Raw genomic sequence first — 20,434 nt, 5'->3', positions numbered from 1 at the left:
GGAGAGGTGAGGATAATGGATGACAGTTGCAGTAGTAGCGGCATAAAACCCAAAGGGCGTAGCTTGAAAGTGCATATATTATGTAACATCATGCATTTTCTAAGCCTCGAATTTTAATAAAATAAAATTTTATTGCCTGTAATGTTTTATGCCCGAATATCTGTATAAACTAGTAGTAGTTATAAAGTGACCGAGATTTCCATAAAAGGAGAGAAAGTTATACACAGATTCTTTTGTTAAAAGTATAAAAGACTCTTTGTTTGTGGGATTTTAGTCAAATGTGTACAAAAAGATAGGAGGGTAATGATTTGGAAACTCAAATTTTAGAATTATTAGAAGAAAAAAAGTATAATGATTTAAAGCATTTACTTGAAACTATAAATAGTGCAGATATTGCACAGATATTGGAAGAAATAGAAGATAAGGATATGCTTGTGGTATATCGTTTATTGAATAAAGATGCTGCAGTAGAGACATTTTCATTTATGGAGCCTGAATTACAAGAGAGACTAATTCATGTAATGACCGATAAAGAGTTAAAGGAAGTAACTAGTAAGCTGTTCCTAGATGATACGATTGCTTTAATTGGTGAAATGCCAGCTACTATTGTAAAACGTATTTTACGTCAAGCTGACCCAACACAAAGACAATTAATTAATGAATTCTTAAATTATCCATCCGATAGCGCTGGAAGTGTAATGACCATTGAATTCGTTGATTTAAAAGCTTCTATGACGGTTGAAGATGCTTTTGAGCGTATTCGTAAATATGGTGTAAATAAAGAAACCATATATACTTGTTATGTACTTGATAAAAGCAGACATCTAGAAGGAATTGTAACAGTAAAAGAGCTCCTTTTAGCGGATATGTCTACTTGTATTGCCGATATCATGAATACGAATTTAATTAAAGTAAATACACTAGAAGATAAAGAAGAAGCTGCGAAAAAATTTGATAAGTATGACTTATTAGCACTTCCAGTTGTTGACCAAGAGGATCGCTTAGTAGGTATTATTACGATCGATGATGCTGTGGATGTAATTCAAGAGGCAAACACGGAAGATTTTGAAAAGATGGCAGCGATGAATCCATCGGATGATACGTATTTTCATACGTCTGTTTTTAAGCATGCGAAGAATCGTATTATGTGGCTATTAATTTTAATGCTTTCATCTACCATTACAGGGCTTCTAATTACTAAGTATGAAAATGCCTTTGCGGCCATTCCTATTCTGGTATCTTTCATTCCGATGATTATGGGAACTGGCGGTAACTGTGGCTCACAAAGTGCTACTTTAATTATTCGTGGACTTGCAATTGATGAAATTCGCGCTAAAGATTTCTTTCGAGTAGTTTCAAAAGAAACTTTAGTAGCACTTGTTGTAGGATTAGCATTAGCAATCGCCAATGGAATCCGTATCATGATTCAATATCATCAATTAAGACTAGCAGTTGTAATAGGTTTAACGATTATGGTAACTGTATGGATGTCAAAGTTAATGGGCTGTATGTTACCTATGGCTGCAAAAAAACTAAAATTAGATCCTGCCTTAATGGCGGCTCCATTAATTACAACAATCGTAGATACTTGTTCCATTTTAGTATATTTTTCAATTGCTACAAGAATTTTTGACTTATAAAAGGATAGGCCTTTAAGGGAAAGAAAATATTTTATTACACATGAAAAATGCTGTCTAACAATTTGCTTTCATATATTATGAAATGCACTTTGCAGACAGCATTTTTAATTTATACAATAGAAAGTTCCAAAGGTGTGATTCCTATTGTTTATTTAATAGTCTATTCTTCGTCATCAGAATCAAGTGATTCACGGTCAACGAAAATATGAACTTTATCTATTCTATTTTTATCAACAGCCTGTACTGTAAAGGTTACATGATTTTCAGTAATCTGTTCACCCTCAGCTGGCAAATGATCAAGTAAGTGAATGATATGACCTGCAATAGAATCATAGTCCTCAGATTCCAGTGAAAGGCCAAGTTCTTCATTAATATCTTCAAGTTTTGCAGCACCTTCTGCAAGATATTCGTTATTTCCAAGAGGAATAATAGAGTCAACCTCATCTCCATCATATTCATCACGAATTTCACCAACGATTTCCTCTAAGAGGTCTTCAAGTGTAATAAGACCAGCGGTTGCACCATACTCGTCAAGTACAATAGCCATTGGTATGGAATCACGTTTCATTTCATGTAGCAATTCAGAGGTCTTCTTATATTCGTAAGTGAAAAATGGTTCACGTAAAAAGTCTTTTATATTGAAATCGGATTCATCTCCACGAAAGAAAAATACGTCCTTCAAGTTTATGATACCAATAATATTATCACGTGTTTCTGCATAAACTGGCATTCTGGAATATTTATCAGCTCGAAAGGCTTCAATTAATTCGCTGTATGACATCTCTGTATTTGCAAATGACATGTCAATACGTGGTACCATTACTTCTTTTGCAAGTGAATCTCCAAAATCAACCACGTTGGTTATCATTTTTCGCTCTTCGCTTTCAATTACACCTTCTTGATGACTAACATCTACAAATTGTCTTAATTCATTCTCCGTTATGATTGTATTTCTCTTGTTTGGATCTACTCTCATAATGAGTAATAGTACTAAGGACAGTTTATTAATCAAAAATACAACTGGAGTTAACAACTGAATTAAAAAATAAATAATTGGTGCATAAGCAAGAGCAAGCTTTTCTGCATGAATGGTTGCAATTGTTTTTGGGGTAATCTCACCAAAGATAAGAATAATAATAGTTAAAACACCGGTTGCAATACCTGCAAATGTATTGCCCCATAATTTAATGGCAAGTGCAGTAGTAAGTGCGGAAGCGGATAGATTAACGATATTATTACCAATTAAAATGGCACTTAGCATCTTTGAGGGATCCTCAATAATAATACTAACAGTTTTTGCTCCTCGAACATTCTCATCCACTAAACTTCGAATACGAAGCTTATTGATGGTTGTGAGGGAGGTTTCTGCAGATGAGAAAAAAGCAGATAACACTAATAAAATAACTAAAATAACTAATTGCGTGGCGACACTGGGGTCCAAATTATCATCTCCTATAAATGTTATTATTTTTACTTTCCTTTACGTTACGTATTAAGAAAGCGTATACATAATCAATTATAGTAAGCTTTATGGTATTTGTCAATCTTAAGGGAAAAAACCAACGTTAACATCTGAAATAGTGAATTGAAAAGGTAAATTCAACTTCTTTTCTTACAGCTTGGAATATATTTTTCAAATTATCATATGGAATATACGTTCCCAATTACCAAATTAAAAATTTAAAAGAAAAAAATAAATAATTTAAAAATCTAATACGAGTAAATGCATGTTTATAAATTCATAATAAAAAATATCACTTGTATATTGGCAATATTTTCAATATAATTCTAGGTGTACAAGTATTAAAGTCCTTAAAGAATTCTCATATAAGAGGCGTTTCATTTTGGGAAATTTAAAAATACTTTCTTACACTGGAATCATTGATTTAATTTAATATTATTACAATTGGAGGAAAATTATGAAACTATTAATTAAGGGTGGTCAAATACATGACGCTATACATAAAGAAGCATACGTTGCAGATATCTTAGCAGAGGATGGGAAAATCATCAAAATAGAAAAAGATATTTTGGTGAAAGATGAAGTTAATGTGGTTAATGCAGAAGGTTTAAATGTTTATCCAGGTTTAGTTGAAGCACATGGTCACATTGGACTTGATGGGTATGGTATTGGTTTTGAAGGCCAGGATTACAATGAATACAATGATATCTTAACACCACATCTAAGAGCCATTGATGGAATTAATCCTTTGGATGAGACGCTTCATCAAGCAGCACTTGGCGGTGTAACAACCGTTTCCACTGGTCCAGGAAGCTCAAATGTAGTTGGTGGTACATTTACAGCGATTAAGATGACTGGTAAGAGAGTAGACCAAATGATAATAAAAGAACAGGTAGCAATGAAGTGTGCATTTGGTGAAAATCCAAAAAGATGTTATAAGGATAAAAACAATTGCTCTAGAATGTCTACAGCTGCAAAGTTACGTGAGATTTTATTTCAAGCAAAAGAATATCAAGGAAAACTGTTAGCCGCTGGAGATGATATTACTAAAAAACCAGCGTTTAATATGAAATTAGAAGCACTTCTTCCAGTATTGAATCGTGAAATTCCTTTAAAATGTCATGCTCATCGTGCAGATGATATATTTACAGCAATTCGAATTGCAAAAGAATTTAATCTAAAACTTACCATTGAACATTGTACCGAAGGACATTTAATTGTAGATGAACTTGTAAAAGAGAATGTGCCAGTTGCAGTAGGACCATCTTTTGGGCATGCCACAAAGTATGAACTTCGCAATAAAACATTTGAAACACCAGGGATTTTAGCAAAGGCTGGCCTAAAGGTATCCATTATTACTGATAGCCCTGTAACACCACAACAGTATTTATCATTGTGTGCAGGTCTTGCAGTGAAGTCTGGAATGGATGCATTTGATGCATTACAAGCAATAACAATAAATCCAGCATTACATATTGGAATAGAAGATAGAGTAGGTTCCCTGGAAGTTGGAAAAGATGCAGATATCGTAATCGCAGATGGAGATATTTTAGAATCTTCTACAAAAGTTTTATATACTTTTATTGATGGTAAGCAAATAGAAGCATAGGAAACAAATAGAATCGCAGTAAAAATAGAATCGTAGAAAAAAATAGAATCGTAGGAAGCAAATAGAATAGGTAGGAAACAAATAGAATAGCTAACAAAATAGCTAAGAAAATAGGGTGGGAATTCCATGGAAGAGCTGTTGTGGAAGCGTAGAGGTAAGTTTATTCAGTATCTTATTGCATCATTTATGTTTAATATAGAGCGATTTATAAATATGGGGCTTTTCGCATTAATACTTGGTGCAGTAGAAAAAGGTGAGAAATCAAATTACATATATGTAGTAATCATCACGATGGTTGCCTGTATCTATATGGGAGCAAATTTTATTATATCTCGTATGCTACGTATTGGATATATGAGAGATACGATACTAGATGTAAGGAAACAAGCCTTTGATAAGATTATTGGGATGTCATTTAAACAATTTTCAAAAAAATCAAAAGAGGTTTACATCTCGAATCTTATTAACGATATCAATACCTTTGAATCTAAATTTTTTATAAGTCTCTTAAACTATCTAATCAATATAAGTATGTTTGTATTATGCTTTCTTTGTTTGGTGTTTATGGAACCAATCTTAGCAGTTGTGATGCTTTTTGTATCTATTATACTTTATGGGATATCAAGAATATTTTCCAATAAAACGGTGTCTCTTCAAGGCGAAGTTTCTACTCTTAACGAAGAGTTTACCACTGAAATGGGAAATACATTCAATGGTTTAGAAATCTTAAAATTAAATCGTATTGAAGATAAATTTTTACAAAAGAGTTTGGATTCTATAAAAAAAGTAGAGAGAAAAAAGAATTGGTTTAATATATTTTCGGAGGGACAGAGAAGTTTAATTAATATTGTTGGATATGTCATAATGTGTGGAGTTATGATTTATTTATGTCTTGGGTTTCAAAATGGAATGTCTCTAGCAAAAGCGACCTTTATTTTTCAACTTGCATCTGCCATGAGCTTTAATTTAATTGAAGCATTTCCTCTTTGGAATACAATAAAAGCTTCGGTTAATATTTATGAGAAAATTACATCAGTACAAGAGAAGAATGAGGTTAAAGCATCGGAATATCAGAGTGGAGATTTTTCTGACGTAAAAGAAATTAAAGTTGACCATGTAAAGTTTGCATATGAGAATACGGAAATTTTAAAGGATGCTAATTTTACAATTGAAAAAGGTAAAAAATATTTAATCAAAGGGGTAAGTGGTGCCGGAAAATCGACACTTATGAATTTACTTGCAAAAACATACGATAATTACGAGGGTGCAATTTTAGCAGATGGTATTGAGTATAAGAATATCGAGGATAAGAAATTCCAAGATAAAGTAGCATTTATTTATCAGGATGTATTTTTATTTGAAGATTCAATTAGGAATAATATAACACTATATAAAGAGATTCCCAATGAACGCATACAGTTTGCTGTTAAGGCATGCCAATTAGACACCTTGATAGCAGATAAAGCTCTAGGTCTTGATGAAGTACTTTTAGAAAATGGTAAGAATCTTTCAGGTGGACAGCGTCAAAGGATTTCCATAGCAAGAGCCATAGCAAAAGAGGCTGAAATTTTATTTGTTGACGAGGGGACTTCTAGCTTGAATGAGGAGCTTGGTAAAGAGATTGAAAAGCTATTCTTATCCCTAGAACAAACAGTAATTGCAATTAGTCACAGGTATTATGAGGGTGTTACAGAGCAATATGATTATATACTTGAAATAAAAAATGGTAGGGTGAATCAATATGCAGCAAAGGATTACTTCGGGGAGGCTATCACATGTTAAAACAAGTATTTAAAGCTACACCAAAGATGATAATTGCGCTATTATTTGCGACACTTTGCACTTTTCTTGATGGTATGGTATATGTAAAAATGATGGGCCTTCTCGATTATGCATTAATTGGTGATATAGAAAACTTAACGAGAAAGATACCTAGTCTTATTTTATTTGCGAGTCTTTTAATTCCAATTGGAATTATAACTTCATTAACAAAAGGCTGGTATCGTAAAAATGCCAATATAACAATGAAGAGATTCTATGTGAACGGGGTATTTCGTAAAGATATCTCAGAATTTCAGAAAGAGAATACGGCGAATTATTTATCAAAGTTAACCAACGATTGTAATACACTTGATGTCAATTTTATCGAAGGAATCTATTCCATCGGAAATGGGCTTGCTAACTTTGCTGTTGGTATGTGGATTATAGCTACCGTAAATCCATGGATGATATTATTATCCATAGGAGTTACAGGAGTTAATGTGCTGATATCGATTCTTATGAATAAACCTGTCAGCAAATCTTATAAAGAACGAAGTGATATGTTTGATAGTTATACCTCATATATTAAGGAAGTTTTATCAGCGTTTCATATTGTTAAGACCAATAATCTTGTAGATAAAGTGAAAAATGATTACTATGGGAAAAGTGAAGCAATACAACAAAAAGGTTATTTAATTGAACGTATGTTAAGTTTTATTTTCGCTGCTCAAAATTTTTTAATGAATACATCCTTATATATCGTAATTTGTACACTAGGATATCTAGCTATCCAAGGAAAAATTACAGTAGCTGGCATTTTGATTGTATCTGAGGGAATGAGAAGAATGGCATGGCCACTTATGATGTTAAGCGAGGCATTTCCGAAAGTCTTTTCTTCAAACGAATTAAGTAAAAAAATTAGTAATAGTTTAAATAATTCGGATACTTATGAGGAAAAGGAAGCATTACACGAATTTAAGGATAAAATTGAATTGAGGGATGTGGGCTTTCATTATGAGGATGATGATAAAAAGCCAATATTAGAAGATGTAAATTTAACTATTAAGAAAAATGGTAAATACTTAATTGTAGGACCAAGCGGTGGTGGCAAATCAACCTTACTAAAGTTACTTAGAAAGTATTTTAAGGCTACTACTGGTGAGATTTTTATTGATGGAATTCCTCTAAGAGATGTGAAAAAAGAAGATTACTTCTCCATGATTGCTAATGTGGAACAGCAAGTATTTATTTTTGAGGATACCCTTTTAAATAATATTACCTTATATAAATCCTATACCAAAGAAGAAATTGAGAGAGCGCTTCAATCATCTGGATTAATGGAATTTGTGAAGGCATTATCAAATGGATTAGATACGATGCTATATGATAATGGTAAAAATATTTCAGGTGGAGAACGTAGCCGTATTGTTATTGCTAGAGCTATGCTAGCTAAGGCCAGTATTTTATTCTTGGATGAAGCCTTTGCCTCACTTGATATGGAGCGTGCAAAAGAGATAGAGAAAACTATTTTATCTTTGGAAGATATTACTGTTATTAATGTAAGCCATGTTATTTTTAAGGAGACAAAGAATCAATACGATGGAGTTTTTCATGTAAAGGGAACTGTTAGTGTGTGAAAAATTGTGGAAAATTGTAGTATTATATGATAAAATAATAGGGATTTAGGAAATGTGAGTCTGCTTATGTTTCCATTAAAAAATTATGGGGATGCGGTAAAGCTATTTAGTTTGCCGCATCCCCATAATAAAAAATATTTTATAGTATTATCAAATGATTTGAGTGTTAAAATTAGAAATAGATTTCAGAATGAAGATACGACTACCAGTAGTTTAAGGAAAGTCGAAATATAGTTTTCCTCTCGAATCAAGAACAAATGTTAAAAATGGAAAAGGAGAGTGCCAGATGATTCATCAAGAGATTTCAATTCAAATTCCGAATAGAGGTGTGGAAGAGCCTGCTAAGTTATATTCCTATATTATAGACAACACAGCTCAGATTGACATAAATCGAAAACGCCCAGCAGTAATTATTTGTCCTGGTGGTGGATATTCACATACTTCTGATCGTGAAGCAGAGCCAATTGCGTTACGAATGATGGCTGGTGGTTATCATGCATTTGTATTACGCTATCATGTAGCACCAACGACATATCCAGTGCAATTATTAGAGTTAGCAGCAAGCGTAAAATATGTTCGCGAGCATGCAAAAGAACTAAATATTGATGAGAATCGTATTGTGATTGCAGGATTTTCAGCAGGTGGACATTTAGCAGGAAGTCTTGCAATGTTTTGGAGTGAGGACTGGCTTTCTAAAGAATTGAATACAACGAAAGATATGATTAAACCAGATGGTTGTTTATTATGCTATCCAGTAGTCACTTCTGGAGAGTTTGCACATCGCGACTCATTTATTCGAGTGTTAGGGGATCGCTATGATGAACTTTTAGATAAGCTTTCCTTAGAAAAGCAGGTAAGTGTTAATACACCACCTATGTTTGTTTGGCATACGTATACAGATGCAAGTGTTCCAGTAGAAAATTCATTATTACTTGTTTCTGCCTTAAGAAAATTCAATATCTCAACAGAGTTTCATATGTATCCAGTTGGAAAACATGGACTTAGCTTAGCTACGGAAGAAACGATGAATTCTGATGGTAGAAGTATACAGCCAGAATGTGAAGGATGGATTGATCTTGCGATTCGCTGGATTAAAAACCTAGGAGGAGCGCAACAATAGAAGTTAGGAAGTTAAGAAGTGAGTCGGCCACTCACTTCTTTTTTTATAACAGTAAATAAAAGCAGAAATGCTTTTTCTTATCATTTAAAATCGCTCCGCTAAATATGCGTACTTACTAAAAATGAAATATGTCGCTAAAGCGACGATGTTCGCTGGTCAATTCATTTATAATTAACGATTTATAACTCTTGAGTTATAAAGTGCACAAGCCTGATTTAGATTTTTTAAAAATAAATGAGTACCATAGATTGGTCCTAAACCACAGAGAATAACACCAATAATTTGCCATAGTAGATAAGTTGTTCCGTTTTCCTGACAGGATCCACCCATGCCATGAATAGTAAATTGTAGACGATTTCCTTGCTTATAAAGCCAGTAGTAATAATAAATACCACATGTAATGATTGTTAAAAGATATACCACGATGATATTTGGTGAATCTTTTCCATCATTTTGGCCTGTTGTATTTAAATCTTCGCAAACAGACCACCAAAAGAAAATTCCGTAAATTCCACAAGTTATTAAAGAAAGTATAAATAAACGCAGAATCCCCCTATTTGTCTTAAGCATCTTAAATTAACTCCTCCTATTAAAAAGTATTTTATAAATTATAGACTCCTTAAAGTTAAATGTAACGATAGAACTTTCGCCGAAAAGTCTTATAAAATATACAATTAAAAAAAGTGAAATAATACATCCCCAAAATAGATATTTCTTTTTATTACTTAGTTTATCGTTGAAAACGATTAAAAATAGCATGATGGGAACACTCCAGAATAATGGATGAAAATAATATGCCTGACTAAAGTTTAATCTTAGTAATGAAAGCCAAGCTCTTGTCATTCCGCACCCAGCACAGGAAAGCCCTGTGAAATTTTTTATTGGGCAGCCGAAAATCCAAATCATAATACACGAAACACCTAGCAGTAGTATGATTGATAAATATTTAGATTTTATATATTTCAATATGGTCACCTTTAAATAAAAATTATAAGATTATATTAAGAAAATAAAAAAATAATTAAATATTAATAAATATTTTAATTTAGCAAAAGGCATTTGTCAACAAAATCTGATAATATTATACAAATATAGTGAAAAAGCACTAATTTAATGAAATGTTTGAATTATATATAAATATATTTACTTGAGGAATATTTATGTTAAAATGGGAGTAGTTAAAAATACCTTTATTTTACAAATTTATAGGAGGGCATATGGATCATACATATTTTACCCAGTTGATAGGAAGTGGAGCACAGGCAGATGTATACTTATATGAAAATAAAGCAATTAAGGTTTTTAAGCCAGATTACGGAAGTAATAATGTAGAATTTGAGGCAAAAATTCTAAATCGTATTTATAATACAGGACTTCCGGTTCCAAAGTTTTATGATGTAATTAGTATAAAAGATCGTACGGCAATTGTAATGGAATATGTGAATGGAGAAACATTAGGAAACTTGCTTCTTAAGGATAGTGTGCATGGAGCTGACTATATTGAACAATCCGTTTTAATACAACAAAGGGTACATCAGATTAAAAATGTCGAAGGAATTCCATTACTTAAGGATAAATTACAGAGTAAAATAAAGTGGACTACATTAATTAGTGAGGAATTGAAACAAAAATGTATTGAGAAACTTGGTCATTTAAATGTGGATTATACTCTTTGTCATGGTGATTTTCATGTTCTTAATTTAATTAAAACGGATTCTGATATTAAAATAATCGACTGGGTGGACGCAAGCTTAGGTTGTGCAGCAGCGGATGTTTGTAGAACTTATTTGCTATATCTTCTTTATAAAAGTGAGATTGCAGATTTGTATCTTCAATGCTATTGTGATAAAGCAAAGCTAACAAGGGAAGAGGTCTTAAGTTGGTTGCCAGTGCTTGCTGCAGCTAGATTGGTTGAAAATAATGCACCAGAAGATGTAGAAATTCTTTTAAGTATTATTAATAGGGAATTTTGTGAGTAAATATATAGAGATTCAGGGTAAGTGAATTCAATAAAAATTTTAAAGTACGATAATGTTATGATTAGCCTAATTAAGGTGATGCTATGGATAACTTAAGTAAGGTGATGTGATAAATATTCTAAGAATATGATGTTAAGAATATCCTAAGAATGGGATGTGATGAATATCCTAAGAATGGTGATTTTATGAATAAGGTATGATAATGTTATAAATATCTAAGAATGGTGATGTGATAAATAACCTAAGAATGATGATTCTATAAATGTTCAGAGTACGATTATAAAGAATTGAATTGTTATTTTTAGCGTTATGTAAATAATGCAAAAAATTATTATGTAATTGGAAATTTTCATTGACTAAAATTTTAGAGTGATGTATATTGTTGTTAGATATTTAGACAATTGTCTAAATATCTAACATATAATAAAAGCTTTATAGTAAGGCGATTTATAACAAAGCAATATAACAAAGCAATATAACAAAGCAATATAACAAAGCAGTATAACAAAGCAATATAACAAAAGCGATATAACAAAAGCGATATAACAGAAGCAATATGACAAAAAGCAATATACTAAAAGCGAAATAACACAAAAATTTATAACAGCAAATTTGAAAAAGCATTTCAATTTGAAATTAAGAGGCTTTAGTAGCATGAAGGCTAGTGTGAAAATAGAAAACAATTTTCACACGCAAGTTTGTGCTTACACACCACAAACTTGTTTTGCCCAAAGAACCTGGGCAAGAAAGGGGATTATTATGTTAGAAATTAAAAATTTTACAAAAACTTATAACAATACGAAGAAGGCGGTAGATAATCTTACGTTAACTGTAGAGGCTGGTGATATCTATGGGTTTATTGGTCATAATGGAGCGGGAAAAACCACCACACTACGTGCAATTGCTGGAGTACTTGATTTTACGGAGGGTGAAATTTTAATCAATGGAATTTCTATAAAAAAAGATCCAGTTGCATGTAAAAAGCTAACAGCGTATATCCCTGATAATCCTGATTTATATGAACATTTAACAGGAATCCAATATTTGAATTTTATCGGAGATTTATTTGAGGTAGCAAAATCAGATAGAGAAACGAGAATAAAAAAATTTGCAGATGCTTTTGATATTACACAAAACTTAGGAGATTCCATAGGGTCTTATTCTCATGGTATAAAGCAGAAGCTCGCAATTATTTCTGCATTGATACATAAGCCAAAGCTTATGTTATTAGATGAACCTTTTGTAGGTCTAGATCCAAAAGCATCCCACTTATTAAAAACATTTATGAGTGAGCTATGTGCAGAAGGCAGTGCTATCTTTTTTTCAACACATGTTCTTGAAGTAGCAGAAAAACTTTGTAATAAAATCGCAATCATTAAAGGCGGAAAATTAATTAGTTCTGGATTAACCAATGATGTAAAAGGAAATCAAAGTTTGGAAGAAGTATTTATGGAATTAGTTGATGAAAAATAAGGATTGGAGATTGTTATGAAGCAAATTATAACATTAACAAGAATGCAGATTGGCTCTGCACTTGACTTTTTAAATATAAAGAAAAAAAAGGACAAGAAAAAACAAATGAGTGCCTTAGCTATATTAGGGCTAGGATTTCTTCTTTTTTCATTTATTTCCTTTTCCTATAGCATGTCAATGGGCAGTGTGATGCAAATGGTAGGAGAGCTTGATGTACTTCCAGGATTTCTGATGGCAGTTACCTGTTTAATTACTTTAATTACAACTATTTATAAGGTGAAAGGAACGTTATTCGGTTTTAAGGATTACGATCTTGTTATGTCCTTACCAGTAAAAACAAGTTCAGTAGTAGCAAGTAGAGTATTGCTATTGTATATCATAAATATTTATTTTACGATTATTATTATGATTCCGGGAATTATTGTATACGGATACCTAGCGCACCCTAACATAAGTTTTTATATCTTAACAATTTTGTCTGTATTTTTTATACCGTTAATACCAATTATACTTGCATCCGTTATTGGAGTTGTATTAGCTGCTGTTTCTAGCCGTTTTAAATATAAAAATGCAATCAATACAGTATTATCAATTTTGTTTTTTATGTTTCTTATGGTTGCCTTATTATTTATTCAAAATGAGCAGCAATTAGCTCAAATAGGGACAATGCTTAGAGATCAGATGAATCAGATGTATCCCCTTGCTGAACTATATTTACAAGGAATTACGGAAGGAAACGTTATTGCATATATAGGCTTTATTGCTATATCGGTAGTTGCATTTATTGCTTTTGCTGTAATTGTTGGTAAGTTATTTAGAAAATTAAATTCTGGAATTATGGCACAAAGAATCTCATCAAAATTTGAATTTAAGGAAGTAAATCAAGTAAGTTCGTTAAAGGCTTTGTATAAAAAGGAGCTTAAGAGATATTTTTCAACATCTATTTATGTAATGAATACAAGCTTTGGATTAATTTTTCTTATTCTTGGATCAATTATTATGTTTTTTGTTCAACCAGAACAAATTAAATTGATTCTTGAAACAAAAGAGGCACTTACAGTCATTCAACAAACTCTGCCATTTGGAATTGCTTTAATGGTAGCGATGGCATCCACAACATCTTCATCCATATCGCTGGAAGGTAAAAATTTATGGATTATAAAATCAGCTCCTATTAAAGCAAGTGATTGGTTTTTATCAAAGATGCTAGTAAACTTGACTTTAACGGTTCCAACGGTGCTAATTGGCGGGATTCTCTTAGGAATACAATTTAAATTAAATGCGGTTCAAATGCTTCTAAATATCTTGTTACCGCTTTCATATTCGTATTTTACTGCGGTATTCGGCTTATTTATTAATTTGAAATTTCCTGTATTTGATTGGACTAATGAAACAGTTGTTGTGAAGCAAAGTGCAGCCTCAATGATTGGAGTATTAAGCCCTATGGTAACAGTTGGAATTCCTACTGCAATGATATTTGTGTTTTCTTTTATTAATTATGAACTTTTAGTAATCACAACCATAGTTATTGTTTTGGTAGTTTCAATTTTAATGCATTTGAATTTAAATAAAAAGGCAGATCAACTTGTGGCTAAGTTATAAGGGGGAGATAAATTGAACGATGCGTTTAAGGCACTTTCAGATCCAACTCGTAGAAAGATACTTGAATTATTATCAGAGAAAGATAGAAACGCAGGAGAGATAGCAGAATATTTTCAAATTAGCAAACCTTCAATTAGTCATCACTTAAGTATTTTAAAAAATGCTGGTCTTGTTATTGATGAGAGACAGGGACAAAATATTGTTTATTCTCTAAATACAACAGTTTTTCAAGACATTGTAAAGTGGTTTTTTGATTTTAGCAATCATGGACAACAATAATTCAAACCGATAAGAAATAGTTGAATTATTATAGTAAACTACAAAATGGAGGTAAGTATCTATGGAGAATAAAAGAACAAAATCGGATGTGTTAATATACCTAATTGCTACATTATCATTTATAGGCTGTGCATTAAGTTATTTTTTCATTGATGGGAAGATAGGAATACATTGGAATAGTCAATGGCAAATAGATAATTACGTGGATAAAAAGTATATTTTTTTAATTGGTGCAGCACCAATTCTCATATTATTATTTCATGATTTTATTTTGATGAAAGATTCAGGAAACAGTAGTTTAATGAAACATCCCGTGGTAGGCAATAAGTTACGATGGCCATTAGTTCTTATGATGATTGTTTCTTCATGGGTAAGTGTTTCAACGGGATTATCAATAGATATCAATTATAAAATGATTGCTCCCATCGGGTTTGGAATTTGTTTCATTATATTAGGAAACTATCTACCAACGGTTAGAAGAAATTACCTTGTGGGAATAAGAACACATTTGACAATGACTGACAATAATTGTTGGAGGAAATCCAATCGTTTTTTAGGATATATTATAGCGATAGAAGGGCTATTGATGATTATTGCTGGAGTAGTACAAAATAAAATATTGAATCGGTTTGTTGTATGGTTTCTAATTGTGGGAGTAATTATTACAATGTATTATTCGTATTTTATTACTCGTAGAGAAAAGTATCTAAAATGAGATATGGAAAGTTTGATCAAATTTCTTAAGAAAAGAGTGCAAGATAAAAATATAATAATAAAAAAGCTGTAGCATAATAGTATTTATATTGATATGATACTTGTCTGCTTGACAGGCATCATATCAAAAATAATTCTATTTTGTTACAGCTTTTTTTATATTTTATTTACGTACTTTTTCCTGTTTTTCACAATGTGTATAACAATATTGTATAATATCTTTTCGAGTTATAATTCCAATAAATATACCATTGTCATCAATGACTGGTACAAAGTTTTGGCTCATCGCTTTGCTCACTAAATCTTCCATGTTAGCATCTGCTTTCACTGGTTGATTATCTTTTCTTCTTTGAACCTGCGTAATTTGAATTTTCTCAGGGTTTTGTACAGAAAGATCAAAGTCATTCTTAATTGCCCAAAGCATGTCACCTTCTGTTAAAGTACCAATATATTTACCATTTTTATTAATAATTGGTATTGCGGAATAACGTTTTTCTTCAAGTACATTTAATGTTTCGATGAATGAAAAATCATCATAAACATAAGTAACATCACTTTTGGGAGTTAAGAAGTATAAAATATTCATTGTGTTTACCTCCGAATAATAAAAGGCAGTTATTAGCTAGTTTACATTCATTTTATTTTGATAAATTATTTAAATACATTTCATTTGAAGATAATACTTCTTTCATTGCAATAAGACCAGGTGCTCCTTTGGTATTACGTTTTTCAACGCAGGTTTTAAGGCTAATTGCTTCATAAATATCATTCTCAAACACTGGAGAAATTTTCTTAAATTCATCAATGCTTAAATCATCTAAGGAACAATTTTTATCAATGCAATATAGTACAAGTTCACCAATAATACCATGGGCATCACGAAAAGCTACGCCGTGATTTACTAAATAATCAGCAGCATCTGTAGCATTTGTAAAACCGTTCTTTGCACTAGCAGCCATCACATCGTTACGAAAACGCATTGTAGAAAGCATCCCAGTAAATAATGAGATACATCCCTTTACGGTATCGATAGCATCAAAGGTTAGTTCCTTATCTTCTTGCATATCTTTATTATATGCCAAAGGTAAGCCTTTCATGGTGGTTAAAATAGAAATTAATGAACCATAAACACGACCAGTTTTACCACGAACTAACTCTGCGATATCTGGATTCTTTTTCTGTGGCATAATACTACTTCCAGTGGAGTAAGCATCGTCAATTTCTACAAAACGATATTCATTTGAATTCCATATAATAATTTCTTCACTAAAACGGCTAAGATGCATCATTATGGTAGATAAAGCACTTAATAATTCAATGAGATAATCACGATCTGCAACGGAGTCCATACTGTTATTCGTTGCGCCAACAAAGCCAAGAAGTGATGCTGTATATTCACGATCTAAAGGGTAGGTTGTCCCTGCAAATGCGCCTGAACCAAGTGGTGAATAATTCATTCTTGTATAAGTATCGTCTAATCTACTAAGGTCACGTTTAAACATTTCAAAATAAGCTCCCAAATGATGTGCTAGCGTCGTTGGTTGTGCCTTTTGCAAATGTGTAAAACCTGGCATATAAGTTTCAAGATTATCCTTCATAAGAGTATGAAGAGTTAAAAGTAAATTGTACACAAGTTCTTTTATCTCCGTAATCTCATCACGAATATATAACTTCATATCTAAAGCAACTTGGTCATTACGGCTTCTTCCTGTATGAAGTTTTTTGCCAGCTTCACCAATTCGTTTTGTAAGATTTTCTTCTACAAAGCTGTGGATATCCTCGCTAGCACCATCTATTAATAGAGTACCATCTTCAATATCTTTTAGAATACCTTCAAGGCCTGTAATAATTTTATCGCGTTCCTCGTTTGTTAAAATTCCTTGTTTTGCAAGCATTGTAACATGTGCAATGCTACCTTTAATATCTTGATGATAAAATTTTTGGTCAAAGGAAATGGAAGCATTAAAATTATGTACTAATTGATTGGTTTCTTTTGTGAAGCGCCCGCCCCATAGTTTCATATTATTACCTCTTTTCTAGTTTATCATTTCAGCCTTATCAACATAATTTGTATTTAGGTAACTTAACATAGTATCACTTCGCAGTTATAAAGTATTTAAAACAAGCAGCGAAGATGTATCATAAAAAAACTAATGTTTTTCTTGTATAATAGTATCTTGTTTTCAATGAATATGCAAGTTGAACTTGCTTTTTTAGTATAAAATTATTATAATTAATTATAGAACTATCTTAGTAATTGAATATACTAAGAGTAACGAAAATGGGTTATGATTATCCATAATAATTAGCAGGAAGGCGTGTGAATGTTATGAAAGTAAAAGCAATTATGAAACCTTTTGTTGATTTAAAATGTATATCTATAGATAATACAATAGAGGAAGCATTAGCTATTATAGATGAGCATAATCTATTATCAATGCCAGTTGTTGATCACAAAAAATTTGCGGGTGCTTTATCAAAACAGCATATTTATGAGACATTTTTTCGTGAGTTTACTGGGACGAAAGAGGAATTTGTTAAATTGCCAGTTCGTGAGATGATGCGTACTAAATTACTAGCGATTTCAGAGAATACACCAATTGAAGAAGCAGCAAGAATGTTTATATCTTCAAAATTTCGTTTTATTCCAGTTGTTGATAAGAAAGAAGAGCTCATTGGAATTGTAACACAGCAAGCAATCTTTAAAGAATATCAGAAATTATATGGGGAAAATTATAATACAATTACAATCTACTCTTATGATTACAAGGGAACACTTGCTAGAATTACAGAAACCATTGCTAAATACGATGGTAATATTAAGAATATTGTTATAATTAATACAGAAACAATGGGACTTCAAGAAATATTTGTACGTATTGATACGGAGCACTTTGATAGTGTAGTCAAAGGACTCGTTAAAAAAGGTTTTGATGTAAGAGTTAATACAAAATAAAATGCGAAATATTATACCTGCTTTTCTTTTTGTTACATATTTACAGGTTGCAAAAAGGAGGCAGGTTTTTGTTAATTTATCTTATAATGACGGCGAAGTAATCGGAGTAACAAGAGTATATACGCATTTTGTTCATGGAATAATAAAGTGTACTTTTATGATAATTATCAACATTACGGAAAGAATAAATATTATTAATAATGACAGTAGGATTACCATAAGAGAATCATGGTAGAAAAGCAACGAAAGGAAAATTATGATTGAATTTAGACCGATACAAATAACAGATAGAGAATGGATAGAAAAATGTTTACAACAAGGAAATTCACGTAGTTGTGAATATACATTTGTAAATAATTATATTTGGAGCAAACAATATCAACTTGAGATAGCAAATGTTGATGGTTTTTATTGTTCAAGAAGTGGCAAGGATGAGGAAAGATTTTATAGTTATCCAGCTGGCCAAGGAGATATCAAAAAAGTGATTGAAAAATTAATGGAAGATGCAAAGGAAAAAAACATTCCATTTATTTTAAGAAGTATGATAAAAGAGCAAGCGGATGTATTAAATGAATTATTTCCAAATCGCTTTGAAATTACTACAAATCGAGATGAGTCAGAATATATTTATACCGTTGAGAAGTTAAGTAATCTTGCAGGAAAGAAACTACATGGAAAAAGAAATCATATTGCAAGATTCAAAGACAATCCAGACTGGAATTATGAAGATATTTCAGATAGTAATATGAAGGATTGTCTAATAATGAATGATGAATGGTGCAAAATGTACAATTGCATTGATGATCCAAGTCTTAATCACGAGCTCTGTGCAGTAAAAGAAGCTTTTGCAAATTACAAAGAATTAGGTTTAGTTGGTGGTCTTATACGAAGAGAAGGAAAAGTGATTGCATATACGGTTGGAAGTCAAATTACGGAAGATACCTTTGATATTCATATTGAAAAAGCATTTGCGAATATTCAAGGAGCTTATCCTATGATAAATCAGCAATTTGTACAACATAATTGTCAGGAGTATATGTATGTAAATCGTGAGGAAGACCTAGGGGATGAAGGCCTTAGAAAGGCAAAGACGTCTTATTATCCTGATATTTTATTAGATAAGTATGTAGCAAGACTAATTTAGTTTGATTTGCTTACTAAAATAGTATTGAGGGTTTCTTAGAAAAGGAGATATTCATGATTACTTTTGCAACGGATGAGGACCTTAAAGGAATTAAAGAATTATGGAAAGAATGTTTTGGTGATAGCGATGAGTATATTGATTTCTTTTTCTCAGAACACTGTTTAGAAAAAGAAACACTTATATATAAAGAAGATAGTAAGGTTGTTGGTATGTTGAATTTACTTCCAGCGACTATGAGAACAGCGGATGGTTATATACCAGTCCGCTATGTTTATGCGGTAGGAACTTTGGTAAATTATCGAGGAAGAGGAATTGCTGGTAAATTATTACGCTATGCGAATCAGGAGCTTATAAGGCAAGGCATTGCTACTATTTTAGTACCTGCCAATGAACAATTATTTCAGTATTATCAAAAGCAAGGATACCAGACTTTATTCTATATGAAGGAAGAGCAAAAAGAATTCGATGATCTTTCAAATATGGTAACTGCAAGTAGTTTCAAAGAAAATGAGATTAATGAAGAAGTTATCATCGGAGATATCACTCCATTTGAATATAAAAAACTTAGAGACGAGTTTTTTGAAGGGCTTGGATATATTAATTGGGGGATATCTGAAATAGAATATGCCATAAAAGAAAATGAGTTTCTTGGTGGAAAAACTAAGAAAATTATAATTGGAGAGGACAATTATTTTATCATGTATTATATTCATGAGGGGATGATTGTTGTGAAGGAAAGTTCCTTAAGTGCTAGTAAAATTCCTTATGTATTTCAAGCTCTTGCAGATGATTTTAAATGCAATCAAATCAAGTTTCGCTCCTCTAAAAATCATTTAAAAGATGGAACACTAAGACCATTTGGAATGTTTTATGGAAATATAGATCATAGTAAATTGAAGCTAGGTGCTGGTGAAGCATATCTAAATTTAGTTCTGGATTAATAAAATGTTAACTGATTTGTAATAAAGTAAATAATATTTCATAATTCGACTTAGTTCAAAGCCTTATAAATGCTGGAAAATTATAAATCTTGTTCCAGAGGTTGACAGAATTTCATA

17 protein-coding genes are annotated in these 20,434 nt (G+C 31.7%); 13 read left to right on the top strand and 4 right to left on the bottom strand.

The features are described 5' to 3' along the window. Positions 1–308 precede the first annotated feature (308 nt). The gene (gene mgtE, locus BN4220_RS04915; RefSeq protein ID WP_066714320.1) at positions 309–1,640 is read left to right on the top strand and encodes a magnesium transporter; all 1,332 of its coding nucleotides are present in this window, start codon (positions 309–311) and stop codon (positions 1,638–1,640) included. Positions 1,641–1,800: 160 nt separating this feature from the next. Here the strand turns inward: mgtE and BN4220_RS04910 are convergent, their stop codons facing one another. Continuing rightward, positions 1,801–3,081, bottom strand: coding sequence for an HlyC/CorC family transporter (locus BN4220_RS04910; RefSeq protein ID WP_066714318.1), 1,281 nt, complete (start codon positions 3,079–3,081; stop codon positions 1,801–1,803). Positions 3,082–3,559: 478 nt separating this feature from the next. On the opposite strand from BN4220_RS04910, the gene BN4220_RS04905 reads away from it, so the two are divergent. From BN4220_RS04905 to BN4220_RS04890, 4 genes are all read left to right on the top strand, one after another. Beyond that, positions 3,560–4,711: an amidohydrolase gene (locus tag BN4220_RS04905; protein ID WP_066714316.1), complete on the top strand. Its 1,152-nt coding sequence runs from the start codon at positions 3,560–3,562 to the stop codon at positions 4,709–4,711. 126 nt (positions 4,712–4,837) lie between these two features. Further along, complete coding sequence (locus BN4220_RS04900) at positions 4,838–6,493, top strand: ABC transporter ATP-binding protein (RefSeq protein ID WP_066714313.1); 1,656 nt, start codon at positions 4,838–4,840, stop codon at positions 6,491–6,493. Next, on the top strand, positions 6,487–8,109 hold the full coding sequence (locus BN4220_RS04895) for an ABC transporter ATP-binding protein (RefSeq protein ID WP_066714311.1): 1,623 nt from the start codon (positions 6,487–6,489) through the stop codon (positions 8,107–8,109). Before BN4220_RS04900 ends, BN4220_RS04895 begins: the two co-directional genes overlap by 7 nt. A 286-nt stretch (positions 8,110–8,395) precedes the next feature. Next, complete coding sequence (locus BN4220_RS04890; RefSeq protein ID WP_066714309.1) at positions 8,396–9,229, top strand: alpha/beta hydrolase; 834 nt, start codon at positions 8,396–8,398, stop codon at positions 9,227–9,229. A gap of 171 nt (positions 9,230–9,400) precedes the next feature. Here the strand turns inward: BN4220_RS04890 and BN4220_RS04885 are convergent, their stop codons facing one another. After that, complete coding sequence (locus BN4220_RS04885) at positions 9,401–9,799, bottom strand: DUF4234 domain-containing protein (protein ID WP_066714307.1); 399 nt, start codon at positions 9,797–9,799, stop codon at positions 9,401–9,403. 647 nt (positions 9,800–10,446) lie between these two features. On the opposite strand from BN4220_RS04885, the gene BN4220_RS04880 reads away from it, so the two are divergent. From BN4220_RS04880 to BN4220_RS04860, 5 genes are all read left to right on the top strand, one after another. Then, on the top strand, positions 10,447–11,208 hold the full coding sequence (locus tag BN4220_RS04880; protein ID WP_066714305.1) for a phosphotransferase family protein: 762 nt from the start codon (positions 10,447–10,449) through the stop codon (positions 11,206–11,208). 759 nt (positions 11,209–11,967) lie between these two features. Next, positions 11,968–12,681: an ABC transporter ATP-binding protein gene (locus BN4220_RS04875; RefSeq protein ID WP_066715424.1), complete on the top strand. Its 714-nt coding sequence runs from the start codon at positions 11,968–11,970 to the stop codon at positions 12,679–12,681. Between the two features lie 15 nt (positions 12,682–12,696). Next, complete coding sequence (locus tag BN4220_RS04870) at positions 12,697–14,283, top strand: hypothetical protein (RefSeq protein ID WP_066714303.1); 1,587 nt, start codon at positions 12,697–12,699, stop codon at positions 14,281–14,283. Between the two features lie 12 nt (positions 14,284–14,295). Beyond that, complete coding sequence (locus BN4220_RS04865; protein ID WP_066714301.1) at positions 14,296–14,562, top strand: autorepressor SdpR family transcription factor; 267 nt, start codon at positions 14,296–14,298, stop codon at positions 14,560–14,562. A gap of 61 nt (positions 14,563–14,623) precedes the next feature. After that, positions 14,624–15,277, top strand: a complete 654-nt coding sequence (locus tag BN4220_RS04860) for an SdpI family protein (RefSeq protein ID WP_066714300.1) — start codon at positions 14,624–14,626, stop codon at positions 15,275–15,277. Between the two features lie 162 nt (positions 15,278–15,439). Here BN4220_RS04860 and BN4220_RS04855 read toward each other — a convergent pair whose 3' ends face one another. Both BN4220_RS04855 and argH read right to left on the bottom strand, forming a co-directional pair. Then, positions 15,440–15,862, bottom strand: a complete 423-nt coding sequence (locus tag BN4220_RS04855; protein ID WP_066714298.1) for a CBS domain-containing protein — start codon at positions 15,860–15,862, stop codon at positions 15,440–15,442. Between the two features lie 52 nt (positions 15,863–15,914). After that, positions 15,915–17,297, bottom strand: a complete 1,383-nt coding sequence (gene argH / locus BN4220_RS04850; RefSeq protein WP_066714296.1) for an argininosuccinate lyase — start codon at positions 17,295–17,297, stop codon at positions 15,915–15,917. 308 nt (positions 17,298–17,605) lie between these two features. Between argH and BN4220_RS04845 the strand changes: the two genes are divergently transcribed. The 3 genes from BN4220_RS04845 to BN4220_RS04830 all read left to right on the top strand — a co-directional run bounded on the left by BN4220_RS04845 (position 17,606) and on the right by BN4220_RS04830 (position 20,317). After that, positions 17,606–18,232, top strand: a complete 627-nt coding sequence (locus tag BN4220_RS04845; RefSeq protein ID WP_066714294.1) for a CBS domain-containing protein — start codon at positions 17,606–17,608, stop codon at positions 18,230–18,232. A 256-nt stretch (positions 18,233–18,488) separates the two neighbouring features. Continuing rightward, on the top strand, positions 18,489–19,376 hold the full coding sequence (locus BN4220_RS04835) for a DUF2156 domain-containing protein (protein ID WP_066714290.1): 888 nt from the start codon (positions 18,489–18,491) through the stop codon (positions 19,374–19,376). 53 nt (positions 19,377–19,429) lie between these two features. Continuing rightward, positions 19,430–20,317, top strand: a complete 888-nt coding sequence (locus BN4220_RS04830) for a GNAT family N-acetyltransferase (protein ID WP_066714288.1) — start codon at positions 19,430–19,432, stop codon at positions 20,315–20,317. Positions 20,318–20,434 lie beyond the last annotated feature (117 nt).

This window comes from Clostridium sp. Marseille-P299, from assembly GCF_900078195.1.
Classification (GTDB): Bacteria; Bacillota; Clostridia; order Lachnospirales; family Lachnospiraceae; genus Lachnoclostridium.
This window is presented reverse-complemented; position numbering and strand designations above follow the sequence as displayed.

Excerpts from the sequence above, each read along its gene's own strand:
- BN4220_RS04905 (WP_066714316.1), top strand. The coding sequence starts at position 3,560 with ATGAAACTATTAATTAAGGGTGGTCAAATACATGACGCTATACATAAA.
- BN4220_RS04900 (WP_066714313.1), top strand. The coding sequence starts at position 4,838 with ATGGAAGAGCTGTTGTGGAAGCGTAGAGGTAAGTTTATTCAGTATCTT.
- BN4220_RS04895 (WP_066714311.1), top strand. The coding sequence starts at position 6,487 with ATGTTAAAACAAGTATTTAAAGCTACACCAAAGATGATAATTGCGCTA.
- BN4220_RS04890 (WP_066714309.1), top strand. The coding sequence starts at position 8,396 with ATGATTCATCAAGAGATTTCAATTCAAATTCCGAATAGAGGTGTGGAA.
- BN4220_RS04885 (WP_066714307.1), bottom strand. The coding sequence starts at position 9,799 with ATGCTTAAGACAAATAGGGGGATTCTGCGTTTATTTATACTTTCTTTA.
- BN4220_RS04880 (WP_066714305.1), top strand. The coding sequence starts at position 10,447 with ATGGATCATACATATTTTACCCAGTTGATAGGAAGTGGAGCACAGGCA.
- BN4220_RS04875 (WP_066715424.1), top strand. The coding sequence starts at position 11,968 with ATGTTAGAAATTAAAAATTTTACAAAAACTTATAACAATACGAAGAAG.
- BN4220_RS04870 (WP_066714303.1), top strand. The coding sequence starts at position 12,697 with ATGAAGCAAATTATAACATTAACAAGAATGCAGATTGGCTCTGCACTT.
- BN4220_RS04860 (WP_066714300.1), top strand. The coding sequence starts at position 14,624 with ATGGAGAATAAAAGAACAAAATCGGATGTGTTAATATACCTAATTGCT.
- BN4220_RS04855 (WP_066714298.1), bottom strand. The coding sequence starts at position 15,862 with ATGAATATTTTATACTTCTTAACTCCCAAAAGTGATGTTACTTATGTT.
- argH (WP_066714296.1), bottom strand. The coding sequence starts at position 17,297 with ATGAAACTATGGGGCGGGCGCTTCACAAAAGAAACCAATCAATTAGTA.
- BN4220_RS04845 (WP_066714294.1), top strand. The coding sequence starts at position 17,606 with ATGAAAGTAAAAGCAATTATGAAACCTTTTGTTGATTTAAAATGTATA.
- BN4220_RS04835 (WP_066714290.1), top strand. The coding sequence starts at position 18,489 with ATGATTGAATTTAGACCGATACAAATAACAGATAGAGAATGGATAGAA.
- BN4220_RS04830 (WP_066714288.1), top strand. The coding sequence starts at position 19,430 with ATGATTACTTTTGCAACGGATGAGGACCTTAAAGGAATTAAAGAATTA.